This is a genomic window from Streptomyces sp. Tek67B01 (assembly GCF_055231995.1).
In genome coordinates, this window is record NZ_JBUYUY010000001.1 from 3,370,305 (window position 1) to 3,386,746 (window position 16,442).

Sequence of the window (16,442 nt, forward strand, 5' to 3'; positions counted from 1 at the left end):
ACCGGGACGCGGATGCTGGCCGCCGTCACCCACACCGCGTTCTTCCTCCTCCTCGGCGCCTCGATGGCCCGCTTCCTCCTCCACCACCCCGGCGACCCCCGCACCCCCTGGGTGATCGCCCTCGGCACCGCCCTCGCCCTGCTGTACGTCCTCGGTCCGGCCCTCGGCGCCGCGCCGACCCTGCGACGGCTGATCTGGCTCGGCGTGGTCGTCGCCACCTGGGTCGTCCTCGTCGTCCTCGCGCCCAGCTTCGCCTGGTGCGCCGTCCCGCTCTTCTACACCTCGCTGCGCACGCTGCCCCCGCGCGCCGCGGTCATCCTGGTCGCCCTGCTCACCGCCCTCGTCGTCGCCGCCCAGCTCAAGCTGTCCCCGTCCTTCGATCCGAACCTGCTGCTGGCCCCGCCCGCCGTCGCCGCGCTCGCCACCGCCGTCTTCGTCCACATGGAGCGACAGACCCGGGCCCAGCGGACCTTGATCGAAGACCTGCTGCGCACCCGGCGGGAACTGGCCGCGACCGAGCGCCGCGAAGGCACCCTCGCCGAACGCCAACGGGTCTCCATGGAGATCCACGACACCCTGGCGCAGCACCTGTCCAGCCAGCAGATGCTGCTCCAGGCCGCCGACCGCACCTGGGACAGCGACCCCGCCACCGCCCGCGCGCACGTCCGTACCGCCACCGACATCGCCGCGCGCGGCCTCGCCGAAGCCCGCCGACTGGTCCACGACCTGGCCCCGCCGGAACTGGCGGGTGGCGGGCGCCTCGCGGACGCCCTGCGCGCGCTGGACGCGGGGCCGGACATCGAGGTCCGCTTCCACCTGGAGGGCACGCCCGCGCCGCTGCCCGAGCGCGCCGAATCCGCCCTGCTGCGGATCGCCCAGGGCGCCCTCGCCAACGTCCGGGAGCACTCGGGGGCCCGTACCGCGGCCCTGACCCTGAGCTTCCTGGGCGATCAGGTCGTCCTGGACGTCGCGGACGACGGTCACGGCATCACCGCACGGCGAGGACCCCGCGGCGAGGACCCCGACCGGGGCCACGGCCTCCCCGCGATACGTGCCCGCGTACAGCAGCTCGGCGGCGCCCTCACCCTCGAATCCGCCCCCGGCGAAGGCACCGTCCTGTCCGCCGCGATCCCCCTGGAGCCGGTCCGATGACCACGATCCTGCTCTGCGACGACCACGCGGTGGTCCGCGCCGGTCTACTGGCCCTGCTGGGCAGCGAACCCGACATCGAGGTGCTCGGCGAGGCGGGCAGCGGCGAGGAGGCGGTCGCGCTGGCCGCGAAGCTCCGGCCACAGGTGGTACTGATGGACCTCCAGCTGGGCGACGGCATCGACGGTGTGGAGGCCACCCGCCGCATCACCTCGACGCCGAACCCCCCGCACGTGCTGGTCCTGACGACGTACGACACGGACGCCGACATCACCCGCGCCATCGGGGCGGGCGCCACGGGCTACCTGCTCAAGGCGGAACGCCCCGAGGAGCTCTTCACCGCGATCCACTCTGCGGCAGCGGGCCGCACCACCCTCTCCCCGCCGGTGGCGAGCCGCGTGATGGCCCACATGCGGGGGTCGCGTCCGACCCTGACGGACCGTGAACTGGACATCCTCGGCCAGCTCGCCCACGGCCTCGGCAACCGCGACATCGCCCGCGCCCTCTTCATCAGCGAAGCCACGGTCAAGACCCACTTGGGCCGCATCTACGACAAGCTCGGAGTCGACACCCGCGCGGGAGCCGTCTCGGTGGCCAAGGAACAACGTCTCCTCCCCTGACCCCCGGCCCCGCCCCACCGCCGGGGCCGCCCCAAGGCCCCCGCCCCCCGGCACCGGCCCGCCTCCCCACCGTGACACCATCAATACGTGCTCGACATCGGCTACTCCCTCTCCCGCCGCTTCCCCGACCCCCCGCAGACCGACTACCGCTCGGCGGACGTCCACACCCTGCGCCACGACCTCTTCTGCGGTGACGTCTACCTCGCCGACACCCACGCCGACCGCGAACTGTCCACAGCCTGGGGATGGGTCCCCGTCCTCGACTTCGCCTGGGCGCTCTGCGACATCGTCGAGCAACTCGACCAAGACCCCCGCGGCAGCCGTTCCGCCAATCGCCAGTACGCCGAACTCGACTTCACCGAGTCCTCCGACCGCATGCTCTTCGAGCGCCGCTTCGGCTGGGTCGACATCGAGGCCGACTGGATGCCGTCCGAGGAAGCCCCCCTCACCTTCACGCACCGCCTGCTCCGCCGCGAGGCCCGCGACTTCCTGCACGACCTCGTCGCCGACCTCATCGACATGCACGACGGCCTCGCCGACAACCCCGCCATCTGGACCCTCCAGGCCCGCTTCCCCCGCGTCCCCGCCTGACCCGCAGGCCCCGCCGCGGCCCCCGGGCCCGGGCCCGGCCGTTCCACCCCATACGGCCAATCCGGCCGTTACGGCACCACCCTCAGCCCCAGTTGCGCCGCCAACGCCGGCGCCAAGTCGTAGAGCTGCGCCGGACTGATCACCGCCCCCGCCAGGGCCTCCACCCCCCGCGCGATCCCCAGCTCCACCGCCTCCCGCAGGTCCACGTCCGCCATCCGGGCCCCCTGGAAGTCCGCTCCCCGCAGCGTGCAGTCCCGGAACTCCACCCGCTCCAGCACCGCCCCCGCGAAATCCGGCTCCACCAGCACGCACCCCTCGAAGACCACGTCCTTGAGCCGCGCCTTCCGCAGGTTCAGGTAGTCGATCTTGCCGCCCCGCACGACCACCCGCTCCAGCACCGCCCCGTGCAACTGGACGCCGCCCAGCCGCGCCTCGACCAGTTCCACGTCACGCAGCGACGCCCCCGACAGGTCCGTCCCCACCCCCCGCACCCCCTCCAGCACCGAGTCCAGGATCCGCGCCTTCGCCAGCCCCGCCTCGTCCAGCGCGCACCGCCGCACCGCGCAGTCCATGAACCGGGCCCCGATCCCCTCCTGGCCACCCAGGTCGAGGTCCGCGAACTCCACCCCGTCGTAGTCCCCGTCCGGTTCCAGCTCACCCCCCTCCCACGCCACGAGCTCCGGCAGCCGCACCTCCGCCCGCTTCGCCGCCTTCACCGAGCCGCCCTGCCCGCCCGGACCACCTTGACCGCCCTGACCCTGCCCCTTGCGCACCATCCCCCCATCGTGGCGCACACCACTGACAGCGGCCCGCCTACGAGGTCCCCGGCAAGCTCCCCGGCCCGGCCCCCGGCCCGGCCAGCCTGCCCAGCGCCTCGTCCGTCAGCCGGTACACCGTCCACTCGTCCTGCGGCCGCGCGCCCAGGGCCTCGTAGAACGCGATCGTCGGCTCGTTCCACTTGAGCACCGACCACTCCAGCCGCTCGTACCCCCGCTCCCCGCAGATCCGCGCCAGCTCCACCAGCAGCGCCTTCCCGTACCCGCCCCCGCGCGCGCCGGGACGTACGTACAGGTCCTCCAGGTAGATCCCGTGCACCCCGCGCCACGTCGAGAAGCTGAGGAACCACAGCGAGAACCCGACGGGCTCCCCCTGCTCCGTCTCCGCGACGTGCGCGAACGCCGCCGGCCGCTCCCCGAACAGCGCCTCCCGCAACTGCTCCTCGGTGGCCCGCGCCTCCTGGGGCACCTTCTCGTACTCGGCCAGCTCTCGGATCATGGAATGGATGACGGGAACGTCCGCCGCCTCAGCGCTACGAATCATGCCCGCACCCTACGACCGGCCCGTTCGACCGCCTCGCCCAGCCGCCCGCCTCGCCCGTCCGCCCACTCGGCCACCCGCCCGCATCAGCCAACCGGCCCCCGATCCGCCTCCGAAACGCGACACCGCGTCCCTGGACACCCCTGCGAAACCGGGTGTAGCAACTCCCCCATGACGATCAACGGCGGCATTTCCTTCTGGTACGCGACGGATCACACCGCCACCGCACCGCCCCGCGCCCCCCTCACCTCCGACTCCACGGCAGACGTCGTCATCGTCGGCGGCGGCTACACCGGCCTGTGGACCGCCTACTACCTCAAGGCCTCCGCACCCGACCTCCGCGTCACCGTCCTGGAGCAGAAGTTCTGCGGCTACGGGGCCTCCGGCCGCAACGGCGGCTGGCTCTACAACGGCATCGCCGGACGTGACCGCTACGCCGCGCTCCACGGCCACCAAGCCGCGCTCCGCCTCCAACGGGCCATGAACGAGACCGTCACCGAGGTCATCGACATCGCCGCCAAGGAGGACATCCGGGCCGACATCCACCACGGCGGCGTCCTCGAAGTCGCCCGCACCCCCGCCCAGCTCACCCGCCTCAAGGCCTTCCACGAGTCCGAGCTCTCCTTCGGCGAGACCGACCGCGTCCTCCACGACGCCACCGACACCCGCGCCCGCATCGACATCGCGGACGCCGTCGGCTCCAGCTGGTCCCCCCACGGCGCCCGCGTCCACCCGCTCAAGCTGGTCGCCGGCCTGGCGGCGGCCTGCGAACGGCTCGGCGTCGTCATCCACGAATCGACCCCCGTCACCGAGATCGCCCCCGGCCGCGCCCACACCCCGTACGGCACCGTCCGCGCCCCGTACGTACTGCGCTGCACCGAGGGCTTCACCGCCGCCCTCAAGGGCCACAAGCGCTCCTGGCTCCCCATGAACTCCTCGATGATCGCGACGGCGCCCCTCCCGCCCGAGGTGTGGGACTCCCTCGCCTGGTCGGGCCGCGAAGTGCTCGGAGACATGGCCCACGCCTACATGTACGCCCAACGCACCGCCGACGACCGCATCGCGATCGGCGGCCGAGGGGTCCCCTACCGCTACGGCTCCCGCACCGACAACGACGGCACCACCCAGCAACGCACCATCGCCTCCCTCACCACCCTGCTGACCTCCTTCTTCCCGGTCCTCACCGGAGTGGAGATCACCCACGCCTGGTCGGGGGTGCTCGGCGTCCCCCGCGACTGGTGCGCCACCGTCACCCTCGACCGCACCACCGGCCTCGGCTGGGCCGGCGGCTACGTGGGCTCGGGCGTGGCCACCGCCAACCTCGCCGGACGCACCCTGCGCGACCTGGTCCTGGGCGAGTCCACGGACCTCACCGCCCTCCCCTGGGTCAACCACCGCGTCCGCCGGTGGGAGCCGGAACCCTTCCGCTGGCTCGGCGTCCAGGCCCTCTACGCCGCCTACCGCGAAGCCGACCGCCGCGAGACCGCCACCCACACCCCCGCCACCACCCCGCTGGCCCGCCTCGCCGACCGCATCTCGGGCCGCTGACCGCCCCCGAACGCGCGGAATGCCCCGGACCCTGAGGGCCCGGGGCATTCCGTTTCCGTACGAATCCCTACGGTCCACAAACCTTCGACCCGGGACGGAGCCCCCTGTCGGATTCGAACCGACGACCTACGCATTACAAGTGCGTTGCTCTGGCCGGACTGAGCTAAGGAGGCGAGGCGACGCTGCGCGGCGCGCAGAATCGCCTTCACTTTACACAGCCCGCCAACCCGCCAGCCAAGAACTTTCCGACGTCATGTCGCGGGGGTGCTGACAGGAGGCGGGCGGGCCGGTAGCGTCGGGCGGAGTCCGGTTACTGGACTAGACCTTCCACTCGGATCGTCCGGCACGTTCCTGCCGGTAGAAGGGATTCACCACCATGGCTTCTGTCACCTTCGACAAGGCGACCCGGCTTTACCCCGGCGGCGACAAGCCCGCCGTCGACCAGCTCGAGCTGGAGATCGAGGACGGGGAGTTCCTCGTGCTCGTCGGCCCCTCGGGCTGCGGCAAGTCCACCTCGCTGCGCATGCTCGCCGGCCTGGAGGACGTCAACGGCGGCGCCATCCGCATCGGCGAGCGCGACGTGACGCACCTGCCGCCGAAGGACCGGGACATCGCGATGGTGTTCCAGAACTACGCGCTCTACCCCCACATGTCCGTCGCCGACAACATGGGCTTCGCCCTGAAGATCGCCGGCGAGGACAAGGCGACCATCCGTCGCAAGGTGGAGGAGGCGGCGAAGATGCTCGACCTCACCCAGTACCTCGACCGCAAGCCGAAGGCGCTCTCCGGCGGCCAGCGCCAGCGCGTCGCGATGGGTCGCGCCATCGTGCGCAAGCCGCAGGTTTTCCTCATGGACGAGCCGCTGTCGAACCTCGACGCCAAGCTCCGCGTGTCGACCCGTACGCAGATCGCCGCGCTCCAGCGGGACCTCGGCATCACCACCGTCTACGTCACCCACGACCAGGTCGAGGCCATGACCATGGGCGACCGGGTCGCGGTCCTCAAGGACGGCCTCCTCCAGCAGGTCGACACCCCGCGCAACATGTACGACCGGCCCGCGAACCTCTTCGTCGCCGGGTTCATCGGCTCGCCCGCCATGAACCTCGTCGAGGTTCCGATCACCGACGGCGGCGTGAAGTTCGGCGAGAGCGTCGTCCCCGTGTCCCGCGAGGCTCTGACCGCCGCCGCCGACGCGGGCGACCGCACGGTGACGGTCGGCGTGCGTCCCGAGCACTTCGACATCGGCGACACCGGCGGCCTGACGATCACGGTGAACGTGGTCGAGGAACTCGGCGCGGACGGCTACGTCTACGGTTCCGTCGCCGACGCCACCGCCGGCAAGCAGGACCTCGTGGTCCGCGTCAACGGCCGCAAGGTGCCCGAAAAGGGCTCGACGCTGCACGTCATCCCGCGCCCCGACGAGATCCACGTGTTCTCCACCTCCTCCGGCGCGCGCCTCTCCGACTGACGGTCCGCACACCACCGGTGAAGGGGCGCTCCGCCAAGGGGCGCCCCTTCGCCGCGAGTTGCGGCAGGCCGTAACCGGAATCCCGGGCAGATCGGGCCATTCGGCCCTACTCGTCAACCCGGGAATCGAAAAGCCACGTCGAACCGTCCCCCGACCGGGTGACTGAATGTCGCCACGTCTTCACCGAGCGCTACTCTCGCCTTCGTGACCCACACTGCCCGCCGTATCGGCCGTTCCCTCGCCCTGGTCCTGCCCGTCGTCCTGGTCCTGTCCGGGACGCTGGCGGTCACCATGGTCCCCTGGGCGGACAACTCCTCCTCCCAGATCCTGACCGCCTCCGCCGAAGGCGTGTCCGTTCCCGCCAAGCCGCGCGCCGCGCAGGATCTGCTGCGCGACAAGCTCCTCACCGAGCTGCGCCAGGGCGAGGAGCCGGGCGACGTCCTCACGCACCTCCAGCAGGAGGTCGACCGGCGGCCCTCGCTCGCCGAGCACTGCGTGGGCATCGCGCGGGCGCTGGGCCGGGCCGCCGTGGAGGCCTACGGGCCGACGAAGGCACAGTCCTTCGCCCGCCCCGTCTGCGACACCTCGTACGCGTCCGGCGTCGCCTCCATGGGCTGACGCTGCTTCCGGCCGGTTGACGGCCGTCCGGTCGGGGCCCGGTCGGGCGTCAAGGCTGCCGTCCGGTCGCCAGTCGAGTCGGCCGCCGCCACAGGAGGCCCCCTCCTAGGCTGGCGGACATGACCGACGTTTCTCCCGTACCGCCCCAACCCCCTTACGACGCGGCCGCGTTCCCGGCGGCGCCCGCCCAGGCCGTGGTCCTGGCGGGCGGCCAGGGCACGCGGCTGCGGCCGTACACGGACGACCGGCCCAAGCCGATGGTCGAGATCCCGGGAACGGGCATGCCGATCATCGGGCACCAGCTCGCCTGGCTGGCGGCGGAGGGGGTGACCGATGCCGTCGTCTCCTGCGGGCACCTCGCCGGTGTCCTCCAGGAATGGCTGGGGCGGACCCGGCTGCCGCTGCGCGTGACGACCGTGGTGGAGGCGGAGCCGCTGGGCCGCGGCGGCGGCCTCAAGTACGCCGCGCGGCACCTCCCGTATCCGGAGCAGCCCTGGTACGCGACCAACGGGGACGTCTGGACCCGTTTCTCGCTGCGCGAGATGGCCGCGTTCCACAAGGAGCGGGACGCGGTCGCCACGCTGGCGCTGGCCCGGCCGCGCATCCCGTGGGGGGTCGTGGAGACCAACGAGTTCGGGCAGGTGCTGGACTTCATCGAGGCGCCTCAGTCGCCGTATCCCGTCAACGCCGGCGTGTACGTGTTCAGCCCGCGGTTCGCGGCGCTGCTGCCCGACGTGGGCGACCACGAGCGCACCACCTTCCCCCGGCTGGCCCGCGAACGCCGCCTCGCGGGCTTCCCGCTGCCCCAGGGGGCCTACTGGCGGGCGATCGACACGGCCAAGGACCTGACCGAGGCCGCGCGGGAGTTGGCCGCGTACGGCGGCTCCTGAGCGATCGTACGGGGCGGGGCGTCCCGCGACTCGCCGAGGCGTACGGAGCCACCCCCGCGCGGAGCACCCGCCCGGGGCCCGGCGTACCCGGGCCCCGGCTCCCGACTACGCCGCAGGCCCCGGCACTCCAAAGCGCCCAGACACGCCCAACCGCCCAGCCCGCCGAACCGCCCGGCACACCGCAGACCCCAGCCCGCCGAACCGCCCGGCACACCGCAGGCCCCGGTACGCCGCAGGCCTGGCGTACCCCCGGGCCCCGGCTACACCGCAGACCCCGGCGCGCCCGGGGCCCGGGCCCCGGCTACACCGCAGACCCCGGCGCGCCGAAGGGCCCGGCGCGCTCTTCGCGCGCCGGGCCCCGGGCCTCGTAGGGCGGTCCCAGCCGGACCGGCGGTCCTCAGCCGAGCAGACCGCCGACCAGACCGGGCTTCTTGGCGGCGCCGCCACCGCTGCCGCCACCGCTGCCGTTGCCGTTGCCGCTGCCCGAGGACGACGTCGGCGGCTGCTGCGGGCTGGACTGGCGCGGAGCGCTGCTGCGCGGAGCGCTCTGGCTCCCGGCGCCGCTGCGGCTCGCGGACGGTGACTGCGCGCCCGCCCCGGCACTCTGCGAGGGCGCCGAACCGGCTCCGTCGCGACCGGACTTGGCCGCCGGAGTGGACGCGCTCGCCGAGGGCGTGGCGGGCTTCGAGGGCTGCTGCGAGGGCTGCCGCTGCTGCTTGGCCGGGGCCTGCGCCGGCAGCGGGGTACCGGGCAGGTAGTTGCTCGGGGCCCGACCGGGTCCGGGAACGGTGACCACGGCGGTGGACCGGACGGCCCCGCCGAGGAGGGAGCCGACGAGCAGGGTCAGCCCGCAGATCACACCGCCCATGAGGGCTCCGCGCCGCAGTACGCGCCGGCGCAGTTGCCAGACCTCGGAGCGCGGGCCGAGCGTGCGCCAGGCTTCGCCCGCGAGGCGCCCGTCGAGCGAGTAGACGGGGGCGCCCGCGATGATCAGCGGGCTCCAGGCGGCGAGGTAGATGATGTCGGGCGCGTCGTACGCCGGGACGGTCTTCCAGCTGACCGTCATCAGCAACGCGGCGGACAGCAACGCGCCGAAGCAGGCGGCGAACCGCTGCCACAGCCCGAAGACCGTGAGCACGCCGACGATGACCTGGAGGAACGCCACGGTGAGCCCGGCGCCGACGGGGTGCGCGAGCGCGAAGTCGCGCAGCGGCTCGGCCAGTGCCCAGGGGTGCAGGGTGTGCAGCCAGGTGACCATGGAGCCGCGTTCGCCGCCGTCGAAGTAGACGGGGTCGCACAACTTGCCCATGCCGGCGTAGATGGAGATGAAGCCGAGGAAGACGCGCAGCGGGAGCAGCACGACGCCCAGGTTCATCCGGCGGCCGGGGTAGTACGAGGCTTGCGCGCGGGCGTCGGAGGCCGGCCGCCGGGACTGGTCGACGCTGTCGCCGTCCCCGTCGTAGGCGTCGTCGTACTCGCTGTCGTACCCGTGGGGCGGCCCGTAGTCGTAGGCCGGCTGCCGGACCGCGCCGATGGGGCGGGTCTCGTCCGGGTCGCCGTAGGTGCGCTGCCCGATGACGGTCGGCGTGGCGAACGTGTCGTCGGCGAGGTCGTGCGCGAGGTCGACGCGCGGGATGGTCTGGGTGGCTCCCCCGTCGAACCTGTCGTGGCCCCGCCCCGCCTCCCGGGCGGCCTGGAGCAGTCCTCCCATCGCGGCGGTGTCGCCGGCGTCTGCCTTGCCGCTCCAGACGACGGGGGCCCGGCGGCGGGTCGCCCCGGCGGCCGCGACCACGGCGCCGCCGAGGACGGGGGCCCGGCCCGGGGCGTTGGAGGGCATCGAGGGCTTGGAACGCGCGCTCGGGCTCGGTGCGAGCCGCACGCGGAAGCTTGCGTGGTTGACGATGACCTGTGCGGGATCGCACGGCACCTTGACCATGCTCAGCGCGGGCTGGTCGTCGAACCCTGACGTTCTGGTGTCCACACTCATCTAACCGAGTGACGAGTGATAAGGACACTGCCTTGACAGCAGGGATGTGTCCGAGACCCGTCAAGATCAAGTCACCCCGCCCGCACGGGGCGGGGTGACACGCTCACGGGTCACGCTCCATGAGCCAACTGGATCAAGGAGCCAACCGAATCAAGGGAGTACGCCGGGTGCGCCGGGCTATCAGGTGCGCGGCGCCTCGGCGCGGCGGCGGGCGGCCTCGTACAGCACGACGCCCGCGGCGACACCGGCGTTCAGCGACTCGGCGCCGCCCGGCATCGGGATACGGACCAGGTAGTCGCAGTTCTCGCCGACGAGGCGGCCGAGGCCCTTGCCCTCGGAGCCGACGACGATGACGACCGGGCCGGCGAGCGCCGCCAGGTCGTTGACGCTGTGCTCGCCTTCGGCGGCGAGGCCGACGATGGCGATGCCGGCCTTCTTGTAGTCCTGGAGGGCGCGGGTCAGGTTGGTGACGCGGGAGACCGGCGTACGCGCGGCGGTGCCGGCGGAGGTCTTCCAGGCACCGGCGGTCATACCGGCGGCGCGGCGCTCGGGGATGACCACGCCGTGACCGCCGAAGGCGGAGACGGAGCGGACGATCGCGCCGAGGTTGCGCGGGTCGGTGACACCGTCGAGGGCGACGATCAGCGGGTCCTCGCCGTTGTCGTAGGCGGCGGTGGTGAGGTCCTCGGGGTGCGCGTACTCGTACGGCGGGACCTGGAGGACCAGGCCTTGGTGGTTGAGCCCGTTGGTCATGCGGTCGAGCTCGGGGCGCGGGGCTTCCATCAGGTTGATGTTGCCGCGCTGGGCGGCGAGCTGGAGGGCTTCGCGCACGCGCTCGTCGTTGTCGATGAACTGCTGCACGTAGAGGGTGGTGGCCGGGACGCCGTCGCGCAGCGCCTCGAAGACCGGGTTGCGGCCGACGACCATCTCGCTGGTGCCCTTGGGGCCGCCGCGGCGGGGGGCGGGGCGGCGCTTGGCGGCCTGGCGGGCCATGGCGTTGCTGATGCGGTTCGCCTTGTGCTTCTTGCGGTCCTCGGCCTTGGGCGTGGGGCCCTTGCCCTCCAGGCCCCTGCGCCGCTGGCCACCGCTGCCGACCGTAGCGCCCTTCTTGTTGGACGTGCGGCGGTTCCTGCGCTGGCTGTTCCCGGCCATGACCTCTACCTGTTTTCGTTGGTGCTGCGGTGTGTACGTATGAAGAGTGTGCCGCCCGGGACGCCGGGCGGCACAGCGGGACTGCTCCGGCGGGCTCAGCGGGGGCCGAGCGTCCAGCGGGGTCCCGTGGGGCTGTCCTCGATGACCAGGCCGGACTGCTGGAGCTGGTCGCGGATCGCGTCAGCGGTGGCCCAGTCCTTGCGGGCACGGGCGGACTCGCGCTGCTCCAGGACCAGGCGGACCAGCGTGTCCACGGCGCCGTGGAGGTCCTCCCCGCGATCGGCCTCGCCGGCCCAGGACGGGTCGAGGGGGTCCAGGCCGAGGACGCCCAGCATGGCCCGTACCTCGGACAGGCGCGCGATGGCCGCGTCCTTGTCGTCGGCGGCGAGCGCGCTGTTGCCCTGCCGGACCGCCGTGTGCACGATCGCGAGCGCCTGCGGCACGCCCAGGTCGTCGTCCATGACCTCGGCGAAGGCGGGCGGCACTTCGGCGGCCGGCTCGACGGGCCCGCCGGCCTTCTCGATGACGCGCTGGCAGAAGCCCTCGATGCGCGCGAAGGCGGACTCCGCCTCGCGCAGCGACTCCTCGCTGTACTCGATCATCGAGCGGTAGTGCGGGGTGCCGAGGTAGTAGCGCAGCACGATCGGACGCCACTGCTTGACCATCTCGGAGACGAGCACCGAGTTCCCGAGGGACTTGGACATCTTCTCGCCGGACATGGTGACCCAGGCGTTGTGGACCCAGTACCGCGCGAACTCGTCGCCGAAGCCCTTCGCCTGGGCGATCTCGTTCTCGTGGTGCGGGAAGATCAGGTCCAGGCCGCCGCCGTGGATGTCGAAGACGCTGCCCAGGTACTTGTGCGCCATCGCGGAGCACTCCAGGTGCCAGCCGGGACGGCCTCGGCCCCAGGGGGTCTCCCAGTCGGGTTCGCCCGGCTTGGACGCCTTCCACATGGCGAAGTCGCGCGGGTCGCGCTTGCCGGTGATGCCGTCCTCGGGGGGCTGGCGCAGGTCGTCGATGGTCTGGTTCGACAGGGCCAGGTAGCCGGGGAAGGAGCGCACGTCGAAGTAGACGCTGCCGTCGGCCGCGTAGGCGTGACCGCGCTCGATCAGGACGCGCATCATCTCGATCATCTCCGGCACGTGGCCGGTGGCGCGGGGCTCGTAGGTGGGCGGGAGGCAGCCCAGGGCCTCGTAGCCGTCGTTGAAGGCGCGCTCGTTGTCGTAGCCGATGGCCCACCAGGGGCGGCCCTGCTCGACCGACTTGGTGATGATCTTGTCGTCGATGTCCGTCACGTTGCGGATGAAGGTGACGTCGTAGCCGCGGTAGGCGAACCAGCGGCGCATGATGTCGAAGTTCAGGTACGAGCGGACGTGCCCGATGTGCGGGGCGGCCTGCACCGTGGCGCCACACAGGTAGATCGAGACGCAGCCCGGGGTGACCGGGGTGAAGTCGCGGATCTGCCGGGCGCTGGTGTCGTACAGGCGAATAGTCACGGCATCCAGGGTAGTGGGCCCGTAGCAGTGCCCCGCGACCGTTCGGGGACGCGGGGCACTGTTTGTTCTCGGAGTGCTGTCGCCGTACGGGCCCCTAGGCCCGGTTCGTCCGGTAGACGAGGGCCGTGGCGATGGCCGCGAGACCCTCGGCCCGGCCGGTGAGCCCGAGACCGTCGGTGGTGGTGCCGGAGACGGAGACGGGAGCGCCGGCGGCGGCCGTGAGCACCTTCTGCGCCTCTTCGCGCCGCTTGCCGATCTTCGGGCGTACGCCGATCACCTGGATGGCGACGTTGCCGATCTCGAAGCCCTCGGCCCGGACGATACGGGCGGCCTCCGCGAGGAGCGTGACCCCCGCGGCGCCGGACCACTCGGGGCGGGAGGTCCCGAAGTGCGCGCCGAGGTCGCCGACCCCGGCCGCCGAGAAGAGGGCGTCACAGGCGGCGTGCGATGCGACGTCGCCGTCGGAGTGTCCGGCGAGGCCGTCCTCGCCCTCCCACAGCAGGCCGGCGCACCACAGTTCGCGCCCGGCCTCGAAGGCGTGCACGTCGGTGCCGATGCCGACGAGCGGCATGGGCGGGGCGGCGGCGGCTCGGGCGTCGTGACCGGTGGGGTGGGTGGGGCCGGGGGGGTCAGTAGGCATCGGTGGCCCTCCTGCGGGCGAGTACGGCCTCGGCGAGGACCAGGTCGAGCGGGCGGGTGACCTTGAAGGCCTCTTCGTGGCCGGGGACCGCCACGACGGTGACGCCGAGGCGTTCCACCATTCCGGCGTCGTCCGTGGCGCCCTCGCCGTTGACGGCGAACTTCTCGTGGGCGCGGCGCAGCGTGGCGAGGTCGAAGCCCTGCGGTGTCTGGACGGCGCGCAGCCGCGCCCGCTCGGGAGTGGCGACGACGGGCTCCGGCTCGCCGGGCTTGCCGGGCTCGACCTCCTTGACGGTGTCGGCCAGCGGCAGGGCGGGCACCACGGCGGGCGCACCGTCGCGGACCGCCTCCACGACGGCGTCGACGGTCTCGACGGGGACCAGCGGGCGCGCCGCGTCGTGGATGAGCACGCAGGTGACGTCCGTCGGGAGCGCCTCCAGGCCCGCGCGCACGGACCCCTGGCGGGTCTCGCGGCCCGGTACGACGAGGATCTCGGTCCGCTCCGGCAGCGGGTGCTCGTCCAGCAGGCGGCGCACCTCGGCCGCGCCGTCAAAGGGGGCGACGACCACGACGAGGGACACCGCTCGGGAGCGGGCCATGGCGCGGACGGCGTGGATCAGCATCGGTGTCCCGCCGAGGGCCCGAAGGGCCTTGGGGGCGCCGGGGCCCAGGCGTACCCCCCGCCCGGCGGCCGGGATGACGGCGGCGGTGCGGTGGGTGCGCGATTCGTCAGACATCAGTAGCTCCGAGCCAGGTTTGTGACTTCGGCCGACATGGGTATGGCGTTGAACGTGACTCCGGGTGCGCCGCCCTCGCCCCTTCCGTGACGACCGGTCGAGTCGGCTGCCCGAGCCCGGCGTGAGGGCCCGTGACACGTGCGACCTGCGTGACACGTGTGATCTCGCTCAGGCGGGATAGACGTGAAGGACGCGACGAAGGATGTGGGGACAGACATGCCGCAGCGCCCGGCAACAAGTCTCCTTGTCATCGGGCACCGCGGCACAACTGTCTGCGAAGGGCCTGTACGACGGGATCTGTGGAGCTGACCCGTCCGGCTCGTCGCGTAGGGGTTCTCGCGTCAGGACGCGAGAACCTCGTCGAGGAGGGCCTCGGCCTTGTCCTCGTTGGTGTTCTCGGCGAGCGCGAGCTCGCTCACCAGGATCTGGCGCGCCTTCGCGAGCATGCGCTTCTCGCCCGCGGAAAGCCCGCGCTCGCGCTCACGGCGCCACAGGTCACGCACTACTTCTGCGACCTTGATGACGTCGCCAGAAGCGAGCTTCTCCAGATTTGCCTTGTAGCGCCGGGACCAGTTCGTCGGCTCTTCTGCATACGGTGCGCGGAGCACCTCGAAGACCCGGTCCAGCCCGTCCTGGCCGACTACGTCGCGAACGCCGACGAACTCCGCATTGTCCGCAGGCACACGAACCGTCAGGTCGCCCTGGGCGACCTTGAGCACCAAGTAGGTCTTGTCCACGCCTTTGATCTGACGAGTCTCAATGGCCTCGATCAGCGCGGCCCCGTGATGGGGATAGACCACGGTGTCGCCAACCTTGAACGTCATGTGACAGGTACCCCTTCCGTGGCTATCCAGGGTAACACGAGAACTGACCGTTATGAATGGCGTTTTCGCAGGTCAGGGCACATCTCGGGGCTTGACAACAGCGACACGTACGTGCTGCGAAGGGCTTCCGGAAGGGGGTATTCGCAGGTCGGAGGCGCTGTGCGGACCGGACGAAACGACCACGCTACACCCGGGGGACGCGCCGTTCGATGTGATGTACGTCCCGTTTTGCCGGGTTCGAAGGCCGGAAACCGAACTACTCCGTTCGACTGGCGGGCGCCCGTACGGAGCGGTTCCGGCCCAATCCTCGAATTGATCACCGGGTGGCGTTCGGGGGAATCCGGAAATCGATCAACGAACGGCGTCCGAACGGCATGCGAACCGCGGCCCTCGCGATCTTCGCGCGATTTGGGGAATGCGAGATCACCGGGCGGACGGCAGTGGATGTCGCGGTGATCGTGGACGGACGCCACAAGTGATCGTGGACGGATGCCGCAAGTGATGGTGGACGGATCTCGCGGTGATCGCGGGGGCCCGTACAGGGCGGCCCGGGCACTGCGGAGGGTCGGGTGCGGGGGCGGGGCGGCGGCTCGGTAACCTAAGCGCGCTGACACACCCTTAGGGCGGCTTTACCTCAGCCGTCCGACGGGGCACCTCCCCCAGCGCGAGCTGGGGTCGTCCACCTTCCGTCCGTACGTCCAAGGAGTTGCCGCCGCCGTGAGCCGCAGCCTTCGACGCGGCGCTCTCGCCGCTACCGCCATCGTGTTCTCGATCGCTTCGCTCTCCGCATGCGCTGCGGGCAGTGACGCGCAGACTCTGGAGATCAAGCCGGACAACGCCGCCGTCACCAAGGGCGACATCAAGATCCAGAACGCGCTCGTGATCACCCCGAGCACGAAGGACAAGAAGGGCCCGGCCGCCGTCTCCGCGACCGTCTTCAACGGCGGCAGCAGCCCCCAGACCCTCGACGGCATCACCCTCGCGGGTGGCAAGACCAAGGTGACGGTGAAGCCGGCCGAGGGCTCGGGCAAGGTCGTCGTCCCCGCCGGCGGCTCCCTGGTGCTTGGCAGCAAGGGCAACGCCTCCGCCGTGGTCGAGGGCGGCCGCGAGGCCGTTCAGGACGGCAACGTCCAGGAGGTCGTCTTCCAGCTGAGCAGCGCGGGCGACGTGAAGCTGAACGCCAACGTCGTCCCCGGCGCCGGCATGTACGCCGCCTTCGGCCCGACCGAGGCCCCGGCTCCCGCCCCCGGCGCGGCCGGCGCGAGCCCCTCGGGCAGCCCGTCCGGGACCCCGTCCGGCGCGCCGTCCGGCACCCCCTCGGGCGCCGCGTCGGGAGCCCCGTCGGGCGCCCCCTCGGGCTCGGCCTCCCACGCCGCCGGTCACTGAGCCGCGTAGGAACACCACGC

Annotated in this window: 16 protein-coding genes and 1 tRNA gene; 8 read left to right on the forward strand and 9 right to left on the reverse strand. The window is 72.1% G+C overall.

Annotation, left to right across the window (positions count from 1 at the left end; genetic code table 11):
- Window positions 1-12 precede the first annotated feature (12 nt).
- The 3 genes from ACV7NM_RS15090 (at window position 13) to ACV7NM_RS15100 (ending at window position 2,360) form a co-directional block, all read left to right on the forward strand.
- Entirely contained in the window at window positions 13-1,152 is a 1,140-nt protein-coding gene (locus ACV7NM_RS15090; RefSeq protein WP_463413949.1) for a sensor histidine kinase, read from the forward strand.
- Window positions 1,149-1,769, forward strand: coding sequence for a response regulator (locus tag ACV7NM_RS15095; protein WP_463410771.1), 621 nt, complete (start codon window positions 1,149-1,151; stop codon window positions 1,767-1,769). The genes ACV7NM_RS15090 and ACV7NM_RS15095 overlap by 4 nt, the downstream gene beginning before the upstream one ends.
- An 87-nt stretch (window positions 1,770-1,856) precedes the next feature.
- Complete coding sequence (locus ACV7NM_RS15100; protein WP_463410772.1) at window positions 1,857-2,360, forward strand: hypothetical protein; 504 nt, start codon at window positions 1,857-1,859, stop codon at window positions 2,358-2,360.
- Window positions 2,361-2,428: 68 nt separating this feature from the next.
- Here ACV7NM_RS15100 and ACV7NM_RS15105 read toward each other — a convergent pair whose 3' ends face one another.
- Entirely contained in the window at window positions 2,429-3,136 is a 708-nt protein-coding gene (locus ACV7NM_RS15105; protein WP_463410773.1) for a pentapeptide repeat-containing protein, read from the reverse strand.
- 37 nt (window positions 3,137-3,173) lie between these two features.
- Complete coding sequence (locus ACV7NM_RS15110) at window positions 3,174-3,680, reverse strand: N-acetyltransferase family protein (protein WP_463410774.1); 507 nt, start codon at window positions 3,678-3,680, stop codon at window positions 3,174-3,176.
- A gap of 168 nt (window positions 3,681-3,848) precedes the next feature.
- Between ACV7NM_RS15110 and ACV7NM_RS15115 the strand changes: the two genes are divergently transcribed.
- Entirely contained in the window at window positions 3,849-5,225 is a 1,377-nt protein-coding gene (locus tag ACV7NM_RS15115; protein WP_463410775.1) for an NAD(P)/FAD-dependent oxidoreductase, read from the forward strand.
- 98 nt (window positions 5,226-5,323) lie between these two features.
- Here the strand turns inward: ACV7NM_RS15115 and ACV7NM_RS15120 are convergent.
- Window positions 5,324-5,398 (reverse strand) — tRNA-Thr (locus ACV7NM_RS15120).
- Window positions 5,399-5,601: 203 nt separating this feature from the next.
- Between ACV7NM_RS15120 and ACV7NM_RS15125 the strand changes: the two genes are divergently transcribed.
- The 3 genes from ACV7NM_RS15125 to ACV7NM_RS15135 all read left to right on the forward strand — a co-directional run bounded on the left by ACV7NM_RS15125 (window position 5,602) and on the right by ACV7NM_RS15135 (window position 8,201).
- On the forward strand, window positions 5,602-6,693 hold the full coding sequence (locus ACV7NM_RS15125; protein WP_463410776.1) for an ABC transporter ATP-binding protein: 1,092 nt from the start codon (window positions 5,602-5,604) through the stop codon (window positions 6,691-6,693).
- 204 nt (window positions 6,694-6,897) lie between these two features.
- Window positions 6,898-7,311 carry a hypothetical protein gene (locus ACV7NM_RS15130; protein ID WP_136213738.1) on the forward strand — a complete coding sequence of 138 codons (414 nt, stop codon included), beginning with the start codon at window positions 6,898-6,900 and terminating at the stop codon, window positions 7,309-7,311.
- 119 nt (window positions 7,312-7,430) lie between these two features.
- Window positions 7,431-8,201: a nucleotidyltransferase family protein gene (locus ACV7NM_RS15135; RefSeq protein ID WP_463410777.1), complete on the forward strand. Its 771-nt coding sequence runs from the start codon at window positions 7,431-7,433 to the stop codon at window positions 8,199-8,201.
- A gap of 397 nt (window positions 8,202-8,598) precedes the next feature.
- Here ACV7NM_RS15135 and ACV7NM_RS15140 read toward each other — a convergent pair whose 3' ends face one another.
- The 6 genes from ACV7NM_RS15140 to ACV7NM_RS15165 form a co-directional block, all read right to left on the reverse strand.
- Window positions 8,599-10,188, reverse strand: a complete 1,590-nt coding sequence (locus ACV7NM_RS15140) for a DoxX family protein (RefSeq protein WP_463410778.1) — start codon at window positions 10,186-10,188, stop codon at window positions 8,599-8,601.
- 180 nt (window positions 10,189-10,368) lie between these two features.
- Window positions 10,369-11,340 carry a 23S rRNA (guanosine(2251)-2'-O)-methyltransferase RlmB gene (gene rlmB / locus ACV7NM_RS15145; protein ID WP_463410779.1) on the reverse strand — a complete coding sequence of 324 codons (972 nt, stop codon included), beginning with the start codon at window positions 11,338-11,340 and terminating at the stop codon, window positions 10,369-10,371.
- A gap of 95 nt (window positions 11,341-11,435) precedes the next feature.
- A complete protein-coding gene (gene cysS / locus ACV7NM_RS15150) occupies window positions 11,436-12,836 on the reverse strand; it encodes a cysteine--tRNA ligase (RefSeq protein ID WP_463410780.1) in 1,401 nt (466 codons plus the stop codon).
- A gap of 94 nt (window positions 12,837-12,930) precedes the next feature.
- Window positions 12,931-13,476: a 2-C-methyl-D-erythritol 2,4-cyclodiphosphate synthase gene (gene ispF / locus ACV7NM_RS15155; protein WP_463410781.1), complete on the reverse strand. Its 546-nt coding sequence runs from the start codon at window positions 13,474-13,476 to the stop codon at window positions 12,931-12,933.
- Entirely contained in the window at window positions 13,466-14,212 is a 747-nt protein-coding gene (ispD, locus tag ACV7NM_RS15160) for a 2-C-methyl-D-erythritol 4-phosphate cytidylyltransferase (RefSeq protein WP_463410782.1), read from the reverse strand. The genes ispF and ispD overlap by 11 nt, the downstream gene beginning before the upstream one ends.
- A 341-nt stretch (window positions 14,213-14,553) precedes the next feature.
- Complete coding sequence (locus ACV7NM_RS15165) at window positions 14,554-15,036, reverse strand: CarD family transcriptional regulator (protein ID WP_003953493.1); 483 nt, start codon at window positions 15,034-15,036, stop codon at window positions 14,554-14,556.
- A 717-nt stretch (window positions 15,037-15,753) separates the two neighbouring features.
- Between ACV7NM_RS15165 and ACV7NM_RS15170 the strand changes: the two genes are divergently transcribed.
- On the forward strand, window positions 15,754-16,422 hold the full coding sequence (locus ACV7NM_RS15170; RefSeq protein WP_463410783.1) for a DUF461 domain-containing protein: 669 nt from the start codon (window positions 15,754-15,756) through the stop codon (window positions 16,420-16,422).
- Window positions 16,423-16,442 lie beyond the last annotated feature (20 nt).

What these genes read in the sequence shown, in the direction of transcription:
- ACV7NM_RS15095 (WP_463410771.1), top strand. Translation starts at nt 1,149, where the DNA reads ATGACCACGATCCTGCTCTGCGACGACCACGCGGTGGTCCGCGCCGGT.
- ACV7NM_RS15165 (WP_003953493.1), bottom strand. Translation starts at nt 15,036, where the DNA reads ATGACGTTCAAGGTTGGCGACACCGTGGTCTATCCCCATCACGGGGCC.
- rlmB (WP_463410779.1), bottom strand. Translation starts at nt 11,340, where the DNA reads ATGGCCGGGAACAGCCAGCGCAGGAACCGCCGCACGTCCAACAAGAAG.
- ACV7NM_RS15140 (WP_463410778.1), bottom strand. Translation starts at nt 10,188, where the DNA reads ATGAGTGTGGACACCAGAACGTCAGGGTTCGACGACCAGCCCGCGCTG.
- ispF (WP_463410781.1), bottom strand. Translation starts at nt 13,476, where the DNA reads ATGCCTACTGACCCCCCCGGCCCCACCCACCCCACCGGTCACGACGCC.
- ACV7NM_RS15115 (WP_463410775.1), top strand. Translation starts at nt 3,849, where the DNA reads ATGACGATCAACGGCGGCATTTCCTTCTGGTACGCGACGGATCACACC.
- ACV7NM_RS15135 (WP_463410777.1), top strand. Translation starts at nt 7,431, where the DNA reads ATGACCGACGTTTCTCCCGTACCGCCCCAACCCCCTTACGACGCGGCC.
- ACV7NM_RS15110 (WP_463410774.1), bottom strand. Translation starts at nt 3,680, where the DNA reads ATGATTCGTAGCGCTGAGGCGGCGGACGTTCCCGTCATCCATTCCATG.
- ispD (WP_463410782.1), bottom strand. Translation starts at nt 14,212, where the DNA reads ATGTCTGACGAATCGCGCACCCACCGCACCGCCGCCGTCATCCCGGCC.
- ACV7NM_RS15125 (WP_463410776.1), top strand. Translation starts at nt 5,602, where the DNA reads ATGGCTTCTGTCACCTTCGACAAGGCGACCCGGCTTTACCCCGGCGGC.
- ACV7NM_RS15105 (WP_463410773.1), bottom strand. Translation starts at nt 3,136, where the DNA reads ATGGTGCGCAAGGGGCAGGGTCAGGGCGGTCAAGGTGGTCCGGGCGGG.
- ACV7NM_RS15090 (WP_463413949.1), top strand. Translation starts at nt 13, where the DNA reads ATGCTGGCCGCCGTCACCCACACCGCGTTCTTCCTCCTCCTCGGCGCC.